At 66.2% G+C, this 16,220-nt stretch carries 18 protein-coding genes; 1 reads left to right on the top strand and 17 read right to left on the bottom strand.

Features of this window, described 5'->3' with window-relative positions; genetic code table 11:
• Window positions 1-202: 202 nt before the first annotated feature.
• From JY500_RS01435 to JY500_RS01415, 5 genes are all read right to left on the bottom strand, one after another.
• Window positions 203-643 carry an SRPBCC domain-containing protein gene (locus tag JY500_RS01435; protein WP_172201594.1) on the bottom strand — a complete coding sequence of 147 codons (441 nt, stop codon included), beginning with the start codon at window positions 641-643 and terminating at the stop codon, window positions 203-205.
• A gap of 105 nt (window positions 644-748) precedes the next feature.
• Window positions 749-1,672 carry an MBL fold metallo-hydrolase gene (locus JY500_RS01430; RefSeq protein WP_206254820.1) on the bottom strand — a complete coding sequence of 308 codons (924 nt, stop codon included), beginning with the start codon at window positions 1,670-1,672 and terminating at the stop codon, window positions 749-751.
• Window positions 1,673-1,679: 7 nt separating this feature from the next.
• Window positions 1,680-1,895, bottom strand: a complete 216-nt coding sequence (locus JY500_RS01425; protein WP_172201598.1) for a DUF1289 domain-containing protein — start codon at window positions 1,893-1,895, stop codon at window positions 1,680-1,682.
• Window position 1,896: 1 nt separating this feature from the next.
• The gene (locus JY500_RS01420; protein WP_172201600.1) at window positions 1,897-2,925 is read right to left on the bottom strand and encodes a tetratricopeptide repeat protein; all 1,029 of its coding nucleotides are present in this window, start codon (window positions 2,923-2,925) and stop codon (window positions 1,897-1,899) included.
• A 9-nt stretch (window positions 2,926-2,934) separates the two neighbouring features.
• Window positions 2,935-3,876, bottom strand: coding sequence for a hydroxymethylglutaryl-CoA lyase (locus tag JY500_RS01415; protein WP_206254819.1), 942 nt, complete (start codon window positions 3,874-3,876; stop codon window positions 2,935-2,937).
• Between the two features lie 105 nt (window positions 3,877-3,981).
• Here JY500_RS01415 and JY500_RS01410 point away from each other — a divergent pair, with 105 nt between their 5' ends.
• Complete coding sequence (locus tag JY500_RS01410) at window positions 3,982-4,554, top strand: hypothetical protein (RefSeq protein WP_206254818.1); 573 nt, start codon at window positions 3,982-3,984, stop codon at window positions 4,552-4,554.
• A gap of 63 nt (window positions 4,555-4,617) precedes the next feature.
• Here JY500_RS01410 and JY500_RS01405 read toward each other — a convergent pair whose 3' ends face one another.
• From JY500_RS01405 to JY500_RS01350, 12 genes are all read right to left on the bottom strand, one after another.
• Window positions 4,618-5,160, bottom strand: coding sequence for an NUDIX domain-containing protein (locus tag JY500_RS01405; protein ID WP_206254817.1), 543 nt, complete (start codon window positions 5,158-5,160; stop codon window positions 4,618-4,620).
• A 76-nt stretch (window positions 5,161-5,236) separates the two neighbouring features.
• Complete coding sequence (locus JY500_RS01400; protein ID WP_206254816.1) at window positions 5,237-6,169, bottom strand: 2-hydroxyacid dehydrogenase; 933 nt, start codon at window positions 6,167-6,169, stop codon at window positions 5,237-5,239.
• Complete coding sequence (locus JY500_RS01395; protein ID WP_206254815.1) at window positions 6,166-6,465, bottom strand: Dabb family protein; 300 nt, start codon at window positions 6,463-6,465, stop codon at window positions 6,166-6,168. The genes JY500_RS01400 and JY500_RS01395 overlap by 4 nt, the downstream gene beginning before the upstream one ends.
• On the bottom strand, window positions 6,462-8,444 hold the full coding sequence (locus JY500_RS01390; protein WP_206254814.1) for an acetyl/propionyl/methylcrotonyl-CoA carboxylase subunit alpha: 1,983 nt from the start codon (window positions 8,442-8,444) through the stop codon (window positions 6,462-6,464). The genes JY500_RS01395 and JY500_RS01390 overlap by 4 nt, the downstream gene beginning before the upstream one ends.
• Before the next feature lie 1,037 nt (window positions 8,445-9,481).
• Window positions 9,482-9,979, bottom strand: coding sequence for a cupin domain-containing protein (locus tag JY500_RS01385; RefSeq protein WP_206254813.1), 498 nt, complete (start codon window positions 9,977-9,979; stop codon window positions 9,482-9,484).
• 4 nt (window positions 9,980-9,983) lie between these two features.
• Window positions 9,984-10,772: an enoyl-CoA hydratase/isomerase family protein gene (locus JY500_RS01380; protein ID WP_172201611.1), complete on the bottom strand. Its 789-nt coding sequence runs from the start codon at window positions 10,770-10,772 to the stop codon at window positions 9,984-9,986.
• A gap of 11 nt (window positions 10,773-10,783) precedes the next feature.
• Window positions 10,784-12,391 carry a carboxyl transferase domain-containing protein gene (locus JY500_RS01375; protein ID WP_206254812.1) on the bottom strand — a complete coding sequence of 536 codons (1,608 nt, stop codon included), beginning with the start codon at window positions 12,389-12,391 and terminating at the stop codon, window positions 10,784-10,786.
• Between the two features lie 63 nt (window positions 12,392-12,454).
• Window positions 12,455-13,234 carry a class I SAM-dependent methyltransferase gene (locus JY500_RS01370; RefSeq protein WP_206254811.1) on the bottom strand — a complete coding sequence of 260 codons (780 nt, stop codon included), beginning with the start codon at window positions 13,232-13,234 and terminating at the stop codon, window positions 12,455-12,457.
• A gap of 1 nt (window position 13,235) precedes the next feature.
• Entirely contained in the window at window positions 13,236-13,838 is a 603-nt protein-coding gene (locus tag JY500_RS01365) for a 2-hydroxychromene-2-carboxylate isomerase (RefSeq protein ID WP_206254810.1), read from the bottom strand.
• An 11-nt stretch (window positions 13,839-13,849) separates the two neighbouring features.
• Window positions 13,850-14,452: a 2-hydroxychromene-2-carboxylate isomerase gene (locus tag JY500_RS01360; RefSeq protein WP_172201615.1), complete on the bottom strand. Its 603-nt coding sequence runs from the start codon at window positions 14,450-14,452 to the stop codon at window positions 13,850-13,852.
• A gap of 119 nt (window positions 14,453-14,571) precedes the next feature.
• Complete coding sequence (locus tag JY500_RS01355; RefSeq protein WP_206254809.1) at window positions 14,572-15,708, bottom strand: acyl-CoA dehydrogenase family protein; 1,137 nt, start codon at window positions 15,706-15,708, stop codon at window positions 14,572-14,574.
• 187 nt (window positions 15,709-15,895) lie between these two features.
• Window positions 15,896-16,174: a hypothetical protein gene (locus tag JY500_RS01350; protein WP_172201617.1), complete on the bottom strand. Its 279-nt coding sequence runs from the start codon at window positions 16,172-16,174 to the stop codon at window positions 15,896-15,898.
• Window positions 16,175-16,220 lie beyond the last annotated feature (46 nt).

Genomic DNA, 16,220 nt, shown 5'->3' with positions numbered 1-16,220 from the left:
CCGTCCGCGACGCGGGCGGGGGTGAAGGCTCGGGATGCTGCCGGGACAACCGAACTAGGGTTATCCCTGATTGGGGTGAACCCTAATCCAGAATGTGAGCGTTGCCAATGGGGTCATCAAAATATTTTTTGATCTAACCCCAGGCCGAGCAATCAACGTCAAGCAGAAGGCCGGAGACATCAGGCCAAAGGAGGGAAAACGGTCAGCGGCGGCGTTCGGCGCGCGATTTGAGGGCGGCGTTCATGGCCTCGAATCCGGGCCGGGCTTCGCGCTCAAGGCGCGCTCGGAAGAACGGAACCAGCACGCCGGTAAAGCATTCGCTGTGCACAAGGCGGGTGGTGCCATCGGACCGGGGCACCAGCTTGAAACGGTGTTCGCCGTTGAGCAGCCCGCTCATCAGCAGGCGGCCTTGCCAACGCAGTTCGCGCGGCGCTTCGGAGGTCAGCACACGCGGCCAGAAGTTGCGCCGTTGCGCTTTCGGACCACAGAAGACGCTGATATTGAGCGAGCGTCCGGCGATCGGCTCGCCACGCACTTCGCGGATGAAGGGGTTCCACTCCGGGTAGGCGGCAAAGTCGGTCAGGATCGTCCAGACCTGATTCGGCGGGGCCTGGATATCAACCGTAGTACGCAGCTCATGCATCGGGGCAACCCTCGGGCCGGCTCGTGGCGGACCCAGTCATTTTGAATTTTCCGGCAGTCTAGCAGCGGCCCCGAACGCCGGGCAGCACCAATTCGGGCAAAGTGCTCAACCCAATGCGGTTGGCACCAGAAAACCGCCGCTGCGGCGTGCCACCCCCGCGTGCACCAGCGCATCGGCCAGCCACGCCGCGAGCGCATCGGGCGCTTGTTGCAGGTAGCGCTGATTCGCTTCGCGGTAGAGGGGCACACTCGCAAGGTAGGCGGGCAGCGTATCGAGCGCCAGCTGGCCACGTTCAAGCAGGGTGAAGCTCAGGCAGCCGCGCAGCGCGTTGCGCGCAATCCGGCTGCCGTCCTGCTCGAAAGCCTGCAGCCGAGCAAAGGCCGACTCGAAAGCCTGGTCGACCTCGACGAACGGGGCGCCATGACCCGGGATCACGCAATCGATCGGCAGGCGCGCGAGTCGTTCGAGCGTCTCGCGCGCCGCGTCGAGACCGCCACCTGCACCGATCACATCCGCGAACAGGATGCCAAAGCCGTGGCGCCACAGCGCGTCACCCGAGATCAGCAGCCGGTGATCGGCGGCGTAGAACACCAGCGCGTCCATGTCGTGCCCTGGCGCGGCCAACGCCTCCCAGCGCATGCCGCCGGCGACAAAGCGGTCACCCGGCTGGATCACCGCATGCGCGGTGAAGCGCTCGCCGCGCTGATCCGCAGCAGAGAGCAACAACGCGGCCTCGTCCCAGGTCGCGACGGCGCCCGCGATGCCCGCCGGCACCGCTACTGCGCAGCCGAACGCGTGAGTCAGCGCCGCATTGCCCCCGATGTGGTCGGAGTGGGAGTGGGTGTTGATGAGCCGTGTCAGGCGTCGCCCGTCGAGCGCTTCTCGCACCAGGCGCACCGTCTCCAAGGCATCGGTGACATAGCCAGAATCCACCGCGCAGGCATCCGGGCCGTCCAACAGCAAGACCGTATTGGCCGACAGCCAGCCGCGCTCCAGCACACGGATCGACGGCGGTAACGGCGCCCCCATCCGCGGTTTAGCGGTCGCAGTCTGAACGCAGGTCGACGTCGAACCAGTCGGCACACGCGCGACGTTCGGCAACCCTGCGCAGGATCAGGTGTTTGTCGGCGTCACTCGCCTGCGACCAGCCGGCAATCTCGTCCAGCGTGCGCTGACAGCCCTCACAGCACCCGCTGCGCGGGTCGATCCGGCACACCCCGGTACAGGGCGAAGCGGGTGGCAGGCGCGACATGTCAGGCAAACACCCAGGGCATTGCGTGACTCAACACGATATCGACGAGTCGGCGATCGCGTTCCGAACGGGTCGACGCCATCTCCAGCAGCCGCTCGTAGGCGCGCGCCTGCAAAGCCAGATCGCCGGCCTCGATCGCCATCTCGATCAGCAACTCGTGTGCCTTGCGCAGCCAGTCCTCGCGCATCGCGTCCGGCGTCGCGACAACCCGCGTCAGCAGCTCGAGTGCCGTCGCGTTCTGCCCGCGCAGCCTTGCCACGCGGGCGCGGTGGAACAGTTCCGCAACTTCCGAATATTCGGTGCGGTGGCTTTCAAACGGGTCGGTCGCACGACGGATCATGAACTCGGCTTCATCCGCATCGCCCCGTGCGAGCAGCACGTCGATCAGCGTGTCCGACACGCGAGCCTTGATGTAGCGCGGCAGTCGCGCATCGCCCAGGTAAGGGCGCAACACGTCGTAGGCTTCGTCGATGCGCCCCAGTTCGATCAGGCTGCAGCCCAAGTTGTTCGCCGCGCCGACCTCGCGTTGCAGATCGCCGCAGGCACGCCAGCCATCGACCACTTGGCGGCCGGTGAGCACCGCCGCCGCATGGCTGCCGGATATCGCAAGCAGGAACTGAAGGTCGGCACGTGCAGCGAGGACCTCGTTTTCACTGCCATTCGCCTCGTAGAAGGCCAAGGCGCCACGCAGCGCCCGCTCAGCCGGCCCTGACGCACCAAGCAGTGCAAGCACCAGACCGATGGATTGGCGCGCGGCGGCACGCAAGGCCTCGTCGCCAACCTGATCGGCAAGGCTGCAGGCACGTGCCGCGCACTCGAGCGCCGGTTCGCCTTCGTTCAGGATCGCCGCGTAGCGGGCCTCCAGCACGAGCAGACGCGCTTCGGGCAGCGTGAGATCCGCCTCGCGGCAGCGCAGCGCGCCCTCGGCGCACAGATTGCGGGCACCACCGACATCGCCCTCCTGATAGCGGGCGATCGCGGCTTCGCGAAAACGTGCGGCGGCCTCTGGCGTGAAGTCCTCGTTATCCATGCTTGCAGCCTAGCACTGCCCCTGCGCCGTGTTTGCAAGACCTTGTCGCCGCGCCATCATTGCGCGCGCGACTCGGCTCGCCGGCGCACGACCAAGCGCATCGGAAATGAAGGCCGCGGCATCAACCAGCGCGTCCAGCGACACGCCGGTCTGAATGCCGAGGCCGTCGAGCATGTAGACGAGATCCTCGGTCGCGGCGTTCCCGGTCGCGCCAGGCGAGTACGGGCAACCGCCGAGTCCGGCGACCGAGCTGTCGAAGGTGGCAACGCCGAAGTCCAGTGCCGTCAGCACATTCGGCAGCGCCTGGCCCCAGGTATCGTGAAAATGCCCTGCCAGCCGCTCGGCAGGCAGGCGAGCACAGAGCTGTTCAAACAACCGGGCGGTGGAGCCCGGCGTGCCGCGCCCGATCGTGTCGCCCAGGCTCACTTCGTAGCAACCGATGGCGAGCAGGCGTTCGCTCACCGTCAGCACCGCCGCAGGGGCGATCTCGCCCTCGAACGGGCACCCCAGCACGCAAGACACGTAGCCCCGGACAGCCACCCCGGCGTCGCGCGCGGCGGCCATGATCGGCGCAAAACGCTCGAAACTCTCATCCACCGAACAGTTCGTGTTCTTGCGGCAGAAGGTCTCGGATGCCGCGGTGAAGATCGCCACCTCTTTCGCCCCCGCAGCCACGGCAGCCTCAAACCCCTTGAGATTCGGTGCGAGCACCGGGTAGCGGATACCGGCCCGCTGCGGCAGACCGGCCATCACCTCGGCCGAATCGGCCATCTGCGGCACCCACTTGGGTGACACGAAGGCGGTCGCCTCGATCACCGACAAGCCCGCATCTGCGAGCTTCGCGATCAGCGCGAGCTTGGTCGCGGTGGGCACCGCCTGCTTCTCGTTCTGTAGCCCGTCGCGCGGGCCGACTTCAACCAGGCGTACCGATCGTCCTTCGTATCGCTTCATCGCACTCACCCGAAATGTCTGCTCGCACCGTCGACTGGTTCCTGCCCAGCCAACAATCGCGTCGCTAGAATCGTTTGCCAATTCCACACAACCACCGACCTAAGCATGCGCCTGCTCCGATCGATCCTGCTTGCCATCACCCTCGCCCACGCCCTGCCCGCTTTCGCCAATGAGGACGAGATATTCGAGTTCCGCTATCGCACCGACACGCCGATGGGCACGTCGTTCCCCACTGTACGCACGCTGCACGGCCCGATCCCGTACGACAAGCCCTACAGCGCTTTGTCCCCGCGGCAGAAAGAGATCGTCCGCAGCGACTATGAGCTGGCGCCCGGCGATCAGCCACCGTTTCCCGCGAACGGGCTCGGCAGCCTCTATTCGCCGCTTCTGCGCACACTGGACAAGCTCAACAGCGTGGTTGCCGCGGTGCCGTTCTCCGGCCCCCTGCTCGCCGTGCTGAATGTCGACGCCTCAGGCGAAGTCACCAACGTGGTCTTCTACAAAGCCCCCGAAGGCGCCGAGATTCGCAATTCACTTGCACTCACCTTCATGAAGGTGCGCTTTACGCCCGGCACGCGCGGTGGGAAGCCGGCCGACACCGAATTCCTCATCGATACGGAAATCGGCGTCTGCGACAGTTCAGTGCAGGGCTACAGCGCAGCCGCCCGCTGCAAGTAGGTCGCGGCAAGAGCGCCAGCTAGGGTTATGTCGCCGCGCCGGCCGCGGCGACATAACCCGCCTTCAAAGCAAGCCCTTCATCTTCAGCAAGCCCCACACCGCAACCGTGGTTGCATCCTTGATCTCGCCGCGGCAGATCATCGCCTCGACCTCAGCCAGCGGGAACGCCTTGGCAACAAGCCCCTCTTCTTCGGCGTCACGCTGTTCGCCGGCGAAACCCAGCCCGGTCGCATGGAACACGTGGTAGCCCTGGCTGCAGAAACCGTAGGCAAGGAACAGATGGCCAACCGGGCGGATCGAGCTCGCGACAAGGCCGGTTTCTTCACGCAACTCGCCCGCGGCCAGCGCCTCCGGATCGGCGCCCGGCGTGTCTTCCCAGGAGCCTTGCGGCAGCTCCCAGTAGCGCCCGGCAACCGGGTAACGGTATTGCTCGACGAGGTAAACCATGCCGTCCTGGATCGGTGCGATAACGACGAAGTCCGGCTTCTCCACCACGCCGTAGATGCCGCGATGTCCGCTCGGCCGCCGCACCTGATCCTCACGCACGCGCAGCCATCGGTTCTGGTAGACAACCCGGGAACTCAGGCATTCGATTTCTTCGCTCATCTCGCTCGATCCGGCAGTTTTACTCGCGCCATTCTCACAGGATGAGGCGGAAAAGCTGTTTCACGACGTATCGAAATCAGTAGCCGCGCGCGCGCTCGACGAGCCCGCTCACCGAGAGACCAGCCTCAAGCCGCGCAATCTTGTCGGCCACCTGACGCGCGGTCAGCGGGATCTGCGTGCGGGCGGCGATATGCGGCGTGGCAGTCACGCGTGGATGGGTCAGGTAGGGGTGACCCGCCGGCAAGGGTTCTTCGCGGAATACGTCGAGCACCGCCGCGCCGAGCTGCCCACTGTCGAGTGCGGCAAGCAGGTCGGTGTCAACAATCAGGCTGCCGCGCCCGGCGTTGAGCACCAACGCCCCCTTCGCCAGCCGCGCGAACCGCGCAGCGTTGAGCAGGTTCTCGGTGTCGCGCGTGTGCGGCAGCACGCAGACCACGGCATCGAGCCCGTCGAGAAAACGATCCAGCGCCGCCGTGCCGGCGTGGCATTCGACCCCCGCGATCTCGCGCGGGCTGCGGCTCCAGCCGCGCAGCACGAAACCCAGCGGGGCCAGCGCGGCAAGCGTGGCCTGCCCCATCACGCCAAGGCCCATCACGCCAACCCGTGCCCCGGTGGCCGGCGGGCTGCGCCAGCCGCCCCAGTCTTCGCCGCGACGCGCAGCCGCGGCGCTCTCGTCGAAGCGCCGCAAATGGCGCAGCACACCCCACACCGCATAGCCTGCCATCTGCGCGGCCATGCCCGCATCTTCAAGGCGTATCAGCGGCAGATCGGCTGGCAGGGATGGATCGCTCAGCAAATGCTCAACGCCAGCGCCCATCGAGAACACTGCACGCAACCCTGGCTGCGCGGCGTACAGCGCGGGTTGGGCGCCCCATGCCAGCGCGTAGCGGCATGGCGGCGCATCGGCGACCTCGTGGACCTTGATCGGCGCGTCGCAGGCGTCGAATCCGGCCTGCCATTCCGCCGCGCTGTAGCCCCCCGCGGCGACCAGGTCGATATGCGTCTTCATGTGCGATTCCAGTCGAACACGAGCGCCTCGTGCAGCAGGGGCTGGATGAACGCCACAAAGGCTTTGTGCGCCGGATGCTCAAGGTAGGCGTCGCGCGCTGCAGCGGTCTCGAAAGCCAGCAGGAAGGCGTGCGTGTAGCCGTGAGCGAGCCCCTCGGGGCTGACGTTGGTGCCGTCCTCGAAAGCCTTCACGGCATCGATCGCCCACTGCAAGGCACGGAACGCGGCCACCGCCTCGTCCACTTGCGTTGCGGGCAGATCAGGCCGGAAGCGGAACAACACCAGATGCCGGATCATGCCGCGACCTCCTCGAAATCAAGCAGGGCAGCACCGTCGCTGACCTGGTCACCAACCGCAAAGCGGAAGGCCTTTACGATACCCGCGCCGGGTGCAGTGATCGTATGCTCCATCTTCATCGCTTCCAGCACCAGCAGCGGCGCGCCGCGTTCGACACGCGCGCCGGCCTCGGCCAGCAGCGCAACCACCTTGCCCGGCATCGGCGCTGCGAGCCCGCCACCCGCCTCACGGCCCTGTGCGCTGCGCACCAGCGGGTCGACCGCCGCGACCACCCAGCAACGGCCGTGCAGGAAGACATGTCGGCGTTCGCGCGCGACGACCACCGTCGCGTTCAACCGGCTGCCATCGAACACCGCACGCAGTTCGTCGCGCGGCCCAAGTTCGCCACAGGCATGCACGCTGCGGCCCTCGCACTCCAGCCGGAATCTGCCCGCCTCGTAGGCAATCATCACCTTCACTTCACGCTCGTGGTGGCGGTAGACGAGCACGCGCCGCGCTGCACCGGTGATGCGCCAACCGTCACGCGCTGCCCACGGTGACGCATCGACGACCGCATCCTGACGTTCCCGCAGCAGACGCGCCAGCGCTGCCAGCAGGAAGACTTCGCCCGGCGCATCGGCCTCGGCGGGGAACAGGTAGTCGTGCTCGCGTTCGATCAAACCGGTATCGAGATCCGCCGATGTAAACGCCGGGCACGCGACCAGGCGCGAGAGAAACTCGACGTTATTGCCCACGCCGACGATGCGGTAGCCGCCCAGGGCCTGCAACATGCGCGCGATGGCGCGCTCGCGGCTGTCGTCCCACACGATCAGCTTTGCGATCATCGGGTCATAGTGGGGCGTGATCGCATCACCTTCCTCGATGCCGGAATCGATGCGCACGTGCACGCCTTCGGTCGGCGTATCGAGATGGCTCAGCGTGCCGGTTGCGGGCAGGAAGCCGCGCGTGGGGTCTTCGGCATAGATGCGGGCCTCGATCGCATGCCCGCGCAACGCGATCTGCTCCTGCACCAGCGGCAGGGCCTCGTCCGCCGCGACACGCAGTTGCCACTCGACGAGGTCGAGGCCGGTGATCATCTCGGTCACCGGGTGCTCGACCTGCAACCGGGTGTTCATCTCCATGAAGTAGAAGCGCCCATCCGGCTCGCAGATGAATTCCACGGTGCCCGCGCCGACATAGCCGATCGCGCGCGCCGCCTCGCACGCCGCCGCGCCCATGGCCGCGCGCCGCTCTGGCGTCATGCCGGGCGCCGGCGCCTCTTCAAGCACCTTCTGGTGGCGACGCTGCACGGAACAGTCGCGCTCGAACAGATGCACGACATTGCCACGGCGATCTGCGAATACCTGGATTTCGATATGCCGGGGCCGCTGCAGATAACGTTCGACCAGCACCTTGTCGTCGCCAAAGGCGGCCAGGGCCTCCCGCTTGCAGGACCCCAGCGCCGCCATGAACTCGTCCGCATGGTTGACGATGCGGATACCTTTGCCACCGCCGCCGGCGCTTGCCTTGATCAGCACCGGGAAGCCAATCGTCGCCGCTTTTGCAGCGAGAAGGTTCGCGTCCTGATCATCGCCGTGATACCCCGGCACCAGTGGCACGCCGGCTTTCTCCATCAACGACTTCGCGGCGGACTTCGAGCCCATCGCGCGGATCGCCGACGCCGGAGGCCCGATGAACACCAGCCCTGCCGCCTCGCAGGCCTCGGCGAAATCTTCGTTCTCGGAGAGGAAACCGTAGCCAGGGTGGATCGCCTGCGCACCACTGCGTTTGGCCGCATTCAGGATCGCGGTGATGGACAGGTAGGACTCGCGCGCCGCAGCCGGGCCGATGTGCACCGCCTCATCGGCCAGGCGCACATGCCGCGCCCCCGCATCGGCATCGGAATAGACCGCCACGCTGCGGATACCAAGGCGGCGCGCGGTGCGGATCACACGGCACGCAATTTCGCCGCGATTGGCGATCAGGATCTTGTCGAACATTCATCTCCCCCGATGATGTTTGCATCGCGCCGCTGGGGCGGCGTTCTGTTGTGGATTGCGTTGCACTGGCAGATCCCCCGATCTGCCGTGCGACGGTGGTTCTGGTGGCTCGTCATGCAGGACCGAGTGAGGCAAACATGGGCGCCATCGATGGCGCACCAGGGTTCGGTCGGCAGAGGGTCGCCAAGCCCAACCCTCACATTGAGAGTCGACTTCGGCTCGCGATGGCCGTTGTTGGTTTGCAAGCGTGCATTGGCCGGGGTCCCGCCCCCGGCGGGCGTGTTGCTTCTTTTGCTTCGCCAAAAGAAGTAACCAAGAAAAGGCGACCCGAAATAGTGCAGTGTTTGCACACACTGCCCGCTCCAGCGGCACGGAGCAGTTCTCCGCGAAACCCCGCTTACGCCGTTCGCGGTCAGGTGCTGCGCACCTGACTTCCCTGCGTTGCTCGCACGACCGGGGGCCTGCGGAACTCGCCCTCGCTGCGCTCGGTGCTCAAACAATCCTCGGCCTTCTTCCCGGTCGCGCTCCGCTACTCGGCGCTCTCGACGGGACCCTAAAGTCAAAACAATCGATGGCGCAACGCCAATGCCCTGTTCGTAGCCGCAACGGCGCGGAGCGGATTTCAGGTTGGGCGAATCCAAACAATCGACCGCACTTCGCGGCTTCCGGCCTTCGGCCCGCATCCGAGCTACGAGAACAAGGATACGGTCAATCGTTGACGCCTTACGATCCCCCTCTGAAACGCCGAGCAGCGCAGAAGCGTCGGGTTCCGACGCGCAGCGGCGGTGGCGAGGACTGTCTGAGGCCCGCAGGGCCGAGTTCCGCAGCCACCCGATGCTTCGAGCAGTGCAGGGCACCGCGTGCGAAGCGTGCGGCGTTGAAGCGGGGCGATTTTCTTTGGGTACTTTCTTTGTCCGCACAAAGATAGTACCCCGGCCGCCGGGGCGGGACCCGGCTTGAGCGGGAAGGCCACCGCAACCGGGCCGCACAAATCGCAAGCCGCTAGCGAAGCATCGCGCCATGCAAGGCACCACCGCTTACTCGCCCTCCCAATAGTCCACCGCATCCGCCCTCCGCCCGACGTGGCGAAACGTGGCCACGCCGTCGCCACCGGGCGCCTTGCCGGCCATCACGAGAAACTTGTCGGAGTCGGGGTATTCGCACACGTCCGGCTCGCGCATCGAGCTGATCACCAGCACCCTGAGCGGCACGCTGCCGGTGTTGATGAGGTGGTGCGCGGTGTCGCGACCACCCGCGGGGGCGCCCATGACATCGCCGGCGGAGACCGGGTGGTGCGCATCACCGAAGCGATAGCTGCCCTCGCCCTCAAGCACGACATAGAACTCATCGTTGGCGTGGTGGTTGTGGAAGGGGCAGATCGCCTTGCCGGGCGGGATCACGTCATAACCCACGCCGAGATGGCGCAGGCCGAGCAAAGGGCCGAGGGCCGCATAGGCGTCGGCGAAACGTTCGCCGTGGCTGAAGGTTTCGAGCGACAGATCAGCCAAACGCAGCACGGGTTTCGCGTCGCTCATCGGCCTACTCCACCGGCACCCAGTTGGGTTTGCGCTTTTCCAGAAACGCGGTGATGCCTTCGCGGCCTTCGCGGCTGGCGCGGATCTCGGCCAGGCGTCGTGCAGTCGCATCGGTCAGTTCGCGCGAGAGCGGCTCACCTTCCACGTCGCGGATCAGGTCTTTCACGGCGGCCTGCGCGGCCGGGCCACCGAGCAGCAGCAGCGCGATGACGCGGTCCACCTCGGCGTCGAGCTGATCGGCGGCCACCACCTCATGCAGCAAGCCGTAGCCCTTCGCGCGGTGGGCGTCGAAGCGCTCGCCGGTGAGTACCAGTCGGCGCGCCTGGCGCGCGCCGATCGCCGCAAGCACGTAGGGGCTGATCGTCGCCGCAGCGATGCCGAGCCGGACCTCAGTCAGTGCGAACTGCGCGCCTTCGACACCGACGGCGATGTCACACACGCTGATCATGCCGACACCACCGCCGTAAGCCGAGCCCTGCACCCGCGCCACCACCGGCTTGGGACAGGTCGCAATCGCATACAGCAAGGCGGCGAGCTGGCGCGCATCGTTGAAGTTGGCTTGCCCGTCGAGATGCGACGCGCGCTTCATCCATTCGAGATCCGCGCCGGCGCAGAACGAGGGGCCATCCGAGCACAGCACGATGACCCGCACCGCCGGATTGCCCGCGAGCAGATCGAAGGCGCGGTGCGTGTCATGGATCAGTTGCTCGTCGAGCGCATTGTGGCGCTCTGGTCGATTGAGTTTGAGGCGGCCGACACCGCCGGCCACCGACATCTGTACGACTTCGCTCATGTTGCTCTCCCTTACATCCGGAACACGCCGAAGCGTGTCGCTTCAATCGGCGCATTCAGCGACGCGGCGATCGCGAGACCCAGCACGCGGCGGGTGTCGGCCGGGTCGATGATGCCGTCGTCCCACAGGCGCGCGCTGGCGTAGTAGGGGTGGCCCTGGGTTTCGTATTGCTGGCGGATCGGTGCCTTGAAGGCCTCTTCCTCCTCCGCGCTCCAGCTGCCGCCTTTCGCCGCGATGCCATCTTTCTTGACCTGCGCGAGGACGCTTGCGGCCTGCTCGCCGCCCATCACCGAGATGCGCGCGTTGGGCCACATCCACAGGAAGCGCGGTGAGTAAGCACGGCCACACATGCCGTAGTTGCCCGCGCCGAAACTGCCACCGATCACCACGGTGAACTTGGGCACCTTCGCGCAGGACACCGCAGTCACCATCTTCGCGCCGTCCTTCGCAATGCCGCCGTTCTCGTACTTGCGGCCCACCATGAAGCCGGTGATGTTCTGCAGAAACACCAGCGGAATGCCGCGCTGGCTGCACAGTTCGATGAAGTGCGCGCCCTTCTGTGCGCTCTCCGAAAACAGGATGCCGTTGTTCGCGACGATGCCGACCGGGTGGCCGTGGATGTGTGCGAAGCCGGTGATCAGCGTTGCGCCGTAGCGCGCCTTGAACTCGTCGAAGCGCGATCCGTCGACGATGCGCGCGATCACTTCGCGCACATCGAAGGGTTTCTTCGAATCGGCCGGAATCACACCGTAGAGCTCACTGGCGTCGTACAACGGTAGTTCGGGCTCCGCCATGGCGGGGCCAGCCGGGCGCTGCGTATTCAGGTGCGAAAGGATGCGGCGCACCTGCCCGAGGGCGTCGTGATCGTCTTCAGCGAGGTAGTCGGCCACGCCCGAGAGCCGCGTGTGCACATCGCCGCCACCGAGGTCCTCGGCACTCACTTCTTCGCCAGTGGCGGCCTTCACCAGTGGCGGGCCGCCGAGGTAGATCGTCCCCTGGTTCTTCACGATCACGGTTTCATCGCTCATCGCCGGCACATAGGCGCCGCCCGCGGTGCACATGCCCATCACGCAGGCAATCTGCGGGATGCCCGCAGCACTCATGTTGGCCTGGTTGAAGAAGATGCGGCCGAAGTGATCGCGATCGGGGAACACCTCGTCCTGCATCGGCAGGAAGGCGCCGCCCGAATCGACCAGGTAGATGCAGGGCAGCCGGTTCTCGGCGGCGATCTCCTGCGCGCGCAGGTGCTTCTTCACCGTGATCGGGTAGTAGGTGCCGCCTTTCACCGTGGCATCGTTGGCGACGATCATGCATTCGCGGCCCGATACGCGACCGATGCCGGCGACCACGCCGCCGGATGCGACATCGCCGCCATACATGCCCCACGCCGCCATCGGCGAGAGTTCAAGGAAAGGTGTGCCCGGATCGAGCAGTGCTTCGATGCGCTCGCGTGCGAGCAGCTTGCCGCGTGCGCGATGCTTGTCGCGCGCATCGGCGCTACCCCCTTGCGCCACCTGCGCGAGTTTCGCGCGCAGGTCGTCGACCACCTTGCGCATCGCCTCGGCATTCGCCTGAAAGTTCGCGTCGCGCGGGTTGAGTTGTGAATGCAGTACGGTCATTGCGACAGGCCACCCCCCTGGCCGGAATCACAAGGCGCGCCGCTCATGCGGCGCGCGGCGGTACTAGCCCGCTTGCGCAGGCCCCCCAAAGGCCGCGGTGGCATACACCGTGGCGCGATAGTTCAGCGCGTAGCGGCCCCCCGCCGCGTGCGCACTGAAGGTGTCATCGACCATGGCTTCCGCCTCGGCACGACGCGGCGTGCCCAGCCGCGGCATGTAAGAGCGCGAGAACACCAGCGCGACAAAAGCACCGTGATCGAGCGATAGCCGATGCGGCACTTCAAAATGCCGTGTCGCGGGCCCGAGGAACTCGGCGGGCGCGCAGTCGTCCAGCATGCGCATCTGCTCATGCGCATCGTCACGAAAATGCGCGAGCAGATCGCCCAGCGCGCGATCGGCAGGATCCAGCATGGCGCGCTCATTCCCGATCAGCGCGACCCAGCCGCGTGGGCGCAGGATGCGCGAGAACTCGGTGCGGCTCGCGAGCGGATCGAACCAATGAAAAGCAGTTCCGACGACGATGCCATCGACCGATGCGTCCGGCAGACCAGTGCGTTCGGCCGTGCCGGACAACATGCGGAAGGACGGCAGCGCCGACAGCAATTGCGCGCCGGCGGTCCGCATCGCGTCATTCGGTTCCACGCCCGTTACCGAAAAGCCATGCTGCAGGAAGGCCTGCGCGAGCAGGCCGGTGCCGCAGCCGACATCGGCCAGCTGCTGGCCCGGGCGCGCGCCGACCGCTTCCATCAACAGACCGGCGAGAGAGACCGGGTAGCCCGGTCGCCCGACGATGTAATCGCGAACCTTGTCGGTGAAGAGGGTGCTGACCTCGGCATGCGCCATCTCAGAACGGCCCCCCCGCGAGCCACTTCTCCAACTGCGGCAGGCGGTCCACGCCCCAGAAGGGCTCACCCTCGACGATGAAGAAGGGCGAACCGAACACGCCGCGCGCAAGCGCAACGTCGACCTCGGCCTTGAAACGGTCCTTGATCGCGCCCGAGGCCATCGCATCGGCCAGCTCGGTGCGATCGATGCCAAGCTCGGCGGCAATCGCCAGGACGACGTCCGCCTCCGAGATGTTCTGATCTTCGACGAAGTAGGCCCGGTAGGCGGCGCGCGCGAACTTGCGCGCAAGGCCGGTGTTGCGATCGTTCAGCCACAGGAACGCGCGCGCAGCATGTTGCGTCGGAATCGGGAAGTGCGTCGGCATCCGGAACGGCAGGCCGAGAAAGCGCGCGGATCGTGCAACGTCGCGCTGCACATACTCGCCCTTGAGCGGCACGCTGGGCAGCGGCGCGGCCCCCATTGCCTTGAAGGCGGCGCCGAGCAGGATCGGGTGCCAGATCACAACCCGCCCGTACTTGGCGGCGATCTCGTCGATCACCTCGGCGGCGAGATAGCCGTAGGGGGAAGCGAAGTCGAAATAGAAGTCGATTGGAGCAGGCATGCGGTGTGTCCTCAGAAGGGGCCGTCGGCCAGCCACTTTTCGAGAATCGGCAGGCGCGAGTAGCCCCAGAACGGCTCGCCGTCGACGATGAAGAAGGGCGCGGAGAACACGCCACGCGCCATCGCCAGATCGGTTTCGGCCTTCAGGCGATCCTTCAGCGGCGCGCTGTTGAGCGCCTCATGCGCTGCAGCGCGTTCGAGGCCGAAGGATTCGATGATTTCCAGAATCACATCGAGGTCGGCGATGTTGCGATCCTCGACGAAGTAGGCCGCGAAAACCTTGCGGGCAAACTCCTTCGCACGCTCCGGGTCACGATCCTGCCCCCACAGGAATGCGCAGGCCGCGGCCTGGGTTGGCACCGGATAGGAACTCGGATGCTCATACGGCAACCCGAGATAACGCGCGAGGCGCGCAACGTCCTTTTCCACATACTCGTTGCGCAGCGGCAGCGTCTGCATCGGTGCGCCGCCAACCGCCTTGAAGGCATTGCCGATGACGACGGGATGCCAGATCACGCTGCGTTTATGCCGCTCGGCGATCTCCTCGATCATGTGGGCCGCGACATAGGAATACGGGGAAGCAAAGTCGAAATAGAAATCGATGAAGGCGCTCAATTCAGCTCTCCAGGGGGTTGGACAACGCTCGGGCGGTCACCTTTGCGGCACCCGCCCATGCTAGTCCAAGGCGCTGTCAGCGTCTTGCGCAATCGCGTTGCAGCGGCGCAGTTTTTGCGTCAGGCGCCGGCCAGCGCCCGGCTGATCACCAGCCGCTGGATATCGCTGGTGCCCTCGTAGATCTGGCATACCCGCACATCACGGTAGATGCGCTCGACCGGGAAGTCGCTCACATAGCCATAGCCGCCGTGGATCTGGATCGCATCCGAGCACACCTGCTCGGCCATCTCGCTGGCGAAGAGCTTTGCCTGCGAGGCTTCCTGCAAACACGGGCGGCCCGCATCCTTGAGCGCCGCCGCATGCCACACCAGCTGGCGTGCGGCCTCGATGCGCGTGGCCATGTCGGCGAGCCGGAAGGCCACCGCCTGGTGGCCGATGATCGGCTGACCAAAGCTCTCGCGTTCCTTTGCATAGCGCAGCGCGGCTTCCAGCGCCGCCCGCGCCATGCCGACGGCCTGCGCGGCAATGCCGATTCGGCCACCTTCGAGGTTCGCAAGCGCGATGCGGTAGCCCTCACCTTCGGCGCCGAGCAAGGCATCGGCGCCGACGCGGCAGTCCTCGAACAGGATCTGCGCGGTGTCGGACGCACGCTGCCCCAGCTTGTCCTCGACCCGCGCCACGATGTAGCCGGGGGCGCTGCTCGGTACGACGAAGGCGGAGATGCCTTTCTTGCCCGCTGCAGGATCGGTCACCGCAAACACGATCGCGACATCGGCGTGCTTGCCGGTGGTGATGAATTGCTTCACGCCGTTGATGCGCCAGCCATCGCCGTCGCGCAGCGCGCGGGTACGGATTGCACCGGCATCGGAGCCGACATGCGGTTCCGTCAGGCAGAAACACCCAAGCTTTTCGCCGCGCGCCAGCGGCGCAAGCCATTCGCGCTTCTGCGCAGCGCTGCCGAAGGCCTTGAGGGGCCCGCAAACGACGGAGTTCTGCACGCTGACGATGGTAGAGGTCGCGCCGTCGGCCGCCGCGATTTCTTCAATCGCCAGCGCCAGCGACACATAGTCGAGGCCCGCGCCGCCATCGCCTTCCGGCACCACGATGCCCAGCACACCAAGGGCGGCCAAGCCTGCGAGCGCCTCGCGCGGAAATTCATGGTCGCGATCCCAGGCCGCGGCGTGCGGGGCGATGCAGTCCTGCGCGTAGGCGCGCACCGCATCGCGGATCATTTCCTGGTCTTGCGTCAGCAGCATTGCGTGTCTCCTCGCCGCCGATAGGCGGACGGGTAAGGCCTGATCGGGATCGCCCCGGGTCGCAGGGCAGTCGCCGGCGTGACGCTTGTGGCACCCGCCGTGGGGGCCCGATTGTCGCCGCCCGCGACGCCTGAGACTGACTTCCCGATGACGATCTTTGATCGGCCAGCCCGCCGCAAAGGCCCGCTTACGGCCCTGCCGTGGAACCGCCGCTGCTACCCGGCGTGGAATGGCGCGACGCGCCACCGAGAATCGCGTCAGGGGCTACCGTCTGCACACCCTCACCCGCGCGCGGCTTGCGCGGAATGATGCTGCCGGTGATGTAGACGCGCTCTTCGCCGTCGTCCGCCGTAGCAGCCGTACTCGTATCGCTTGCGGCGGCTCCGTCTGTCGCGGGGTCTGTCGCGCAAGCGCTCAGGGCCGACGACAAGGCTGCCGCCAGCAGGCATAGAAGGATCTTGTTCAAGAGTGTCACTCCACAAGGGGTTGAGAGGGCATCGGGTGGATGCCTG

It is taken from the genome of Niveibacterium microcysteis (assembly GCF_017161445.1).
Taxonomy (GTDB): Bacteria; Pseudomonadota; Gammaproteobacteria; order Burkholderiales; family Rhodocyclaceae; genus Niveibacterium; species Niveibacterium microcysteis.
This window is presented reverse-complemented; position numbering and strand designations above follow the sequence as displayed.

Bases quoted from the DNA above. Each gene is read 5' to 3' on its own strand.
- JY500_RS01435 (WP_172201594.1), bottom strand. From the start codon at position 643: ATGCATGAGCTGCGTACTACGGTTGATATCCAGGCCCCGCCGAATCAG.
- JY500_RS01430 (WP_206254820.1), bottom strand. From the start codon at position 1,672: ATGGGGGCGCCGTTACCGCCGTCGATCCGTGTGCTGGAGCGCGGCTGG.
- JY500_RS01425 (WP_172201598.1), bottom strand. From the start codon at position 1,895: ATGTCGCGCCTGCCACCCGCTTCGCCCTGTACCGGGGTGTGCCGGATC.
- JY500_RS01420 (WP_172201600.1), bottom strand. From the start codon at position 2,925: ATGGATAACGAGGACTTCACGCCAGAGGCCGCCGCACGTTTTCGCGAA.
- JY500_RS01415 (WP_206254819.1), bottom strand. From the start codon at position 3,876: ATGAAGCGATACGAAGGACGATCGGTACGCCTGGTTGAAGTCGGCCCG.
- JY500_RS01410 (WP_206254818.1), top strand. From the start codon at position 3,982: ATGCGCCTGCTCCGATCGATCCTGCTTGCCATCACCCTCGCCCACGCC.
- JY500_RS01405 (WP_206254817.1), bottom strand. From the start codon at position 5,160: ATGAGCGAAGAAATCGAATGCCTGAGTTCCCGGGTTGTCTACCAGAAC.
- JY500_RS01400 (WP_206254816.1), bottom strand. From the start codon at position 6,169: ATGAAGACGCATATCGACCTGGTCGCCGCGGGGGGCTACAGCGCGGCG.
- JY500_RS01395 (WP_206254815.1), bottom strand. From the start codon at position 6,465: ATGATCCGGCATCTGGTGTTGTTCCGCTTCCGGCCTGATCTGCCCGCA.
- JY500_RS01390 (WP_206254814.1), bottom strand. From the start codon at position 8,444: ATGTTCGACAAGATCCTGATCGCCAATCGCGGCGAAATTGCGTGCCGT.
- JY500_RS01385 (WP_206254813.1), bottom strand. From the start codon at position 9,979: ATGAGCGACGCGAAACCCGTGCTGCGTTTGGCTGATCTGTCGCTCGAA.
- JY500_RS01380 (WP_172201611.1), bottom strand. From the start codon at position 10,772: ATGAGCGAAGTCGTACAGATGTCGGTGGCCGGCGGTGTCGGCCGCCTC.
- JY500_RS01375 (WP_206254812.1), bottom strand. From the start codon at position 12,391: ATGACCGTACTGCATTCACAACTCAACCCGCGCGACGCGAACTTTCAG.
- JY500_RS01370 (WP_206254811.1), bottom strand. From the start codon at position 13,234: ATGGCGCATGCCGAGGTCAGCACCCTCTTCACCGACAAGGTTCGCGAT.
- JY500_RS01365 (WP_206254810.1), bottom strand. From the start codon at position 13,838: ATGCCTGCTCCAATCGACTTCTATTTCGACTTCGCTTCCCCCTACGGC.
- JY500_RS01355 (WP_206254809.1), bottom strand. From the start codon at position 15,708: ATGCTGCTGACGCAAGACCAGGAAATGATCCGCGATGCGGTGCGCGCC.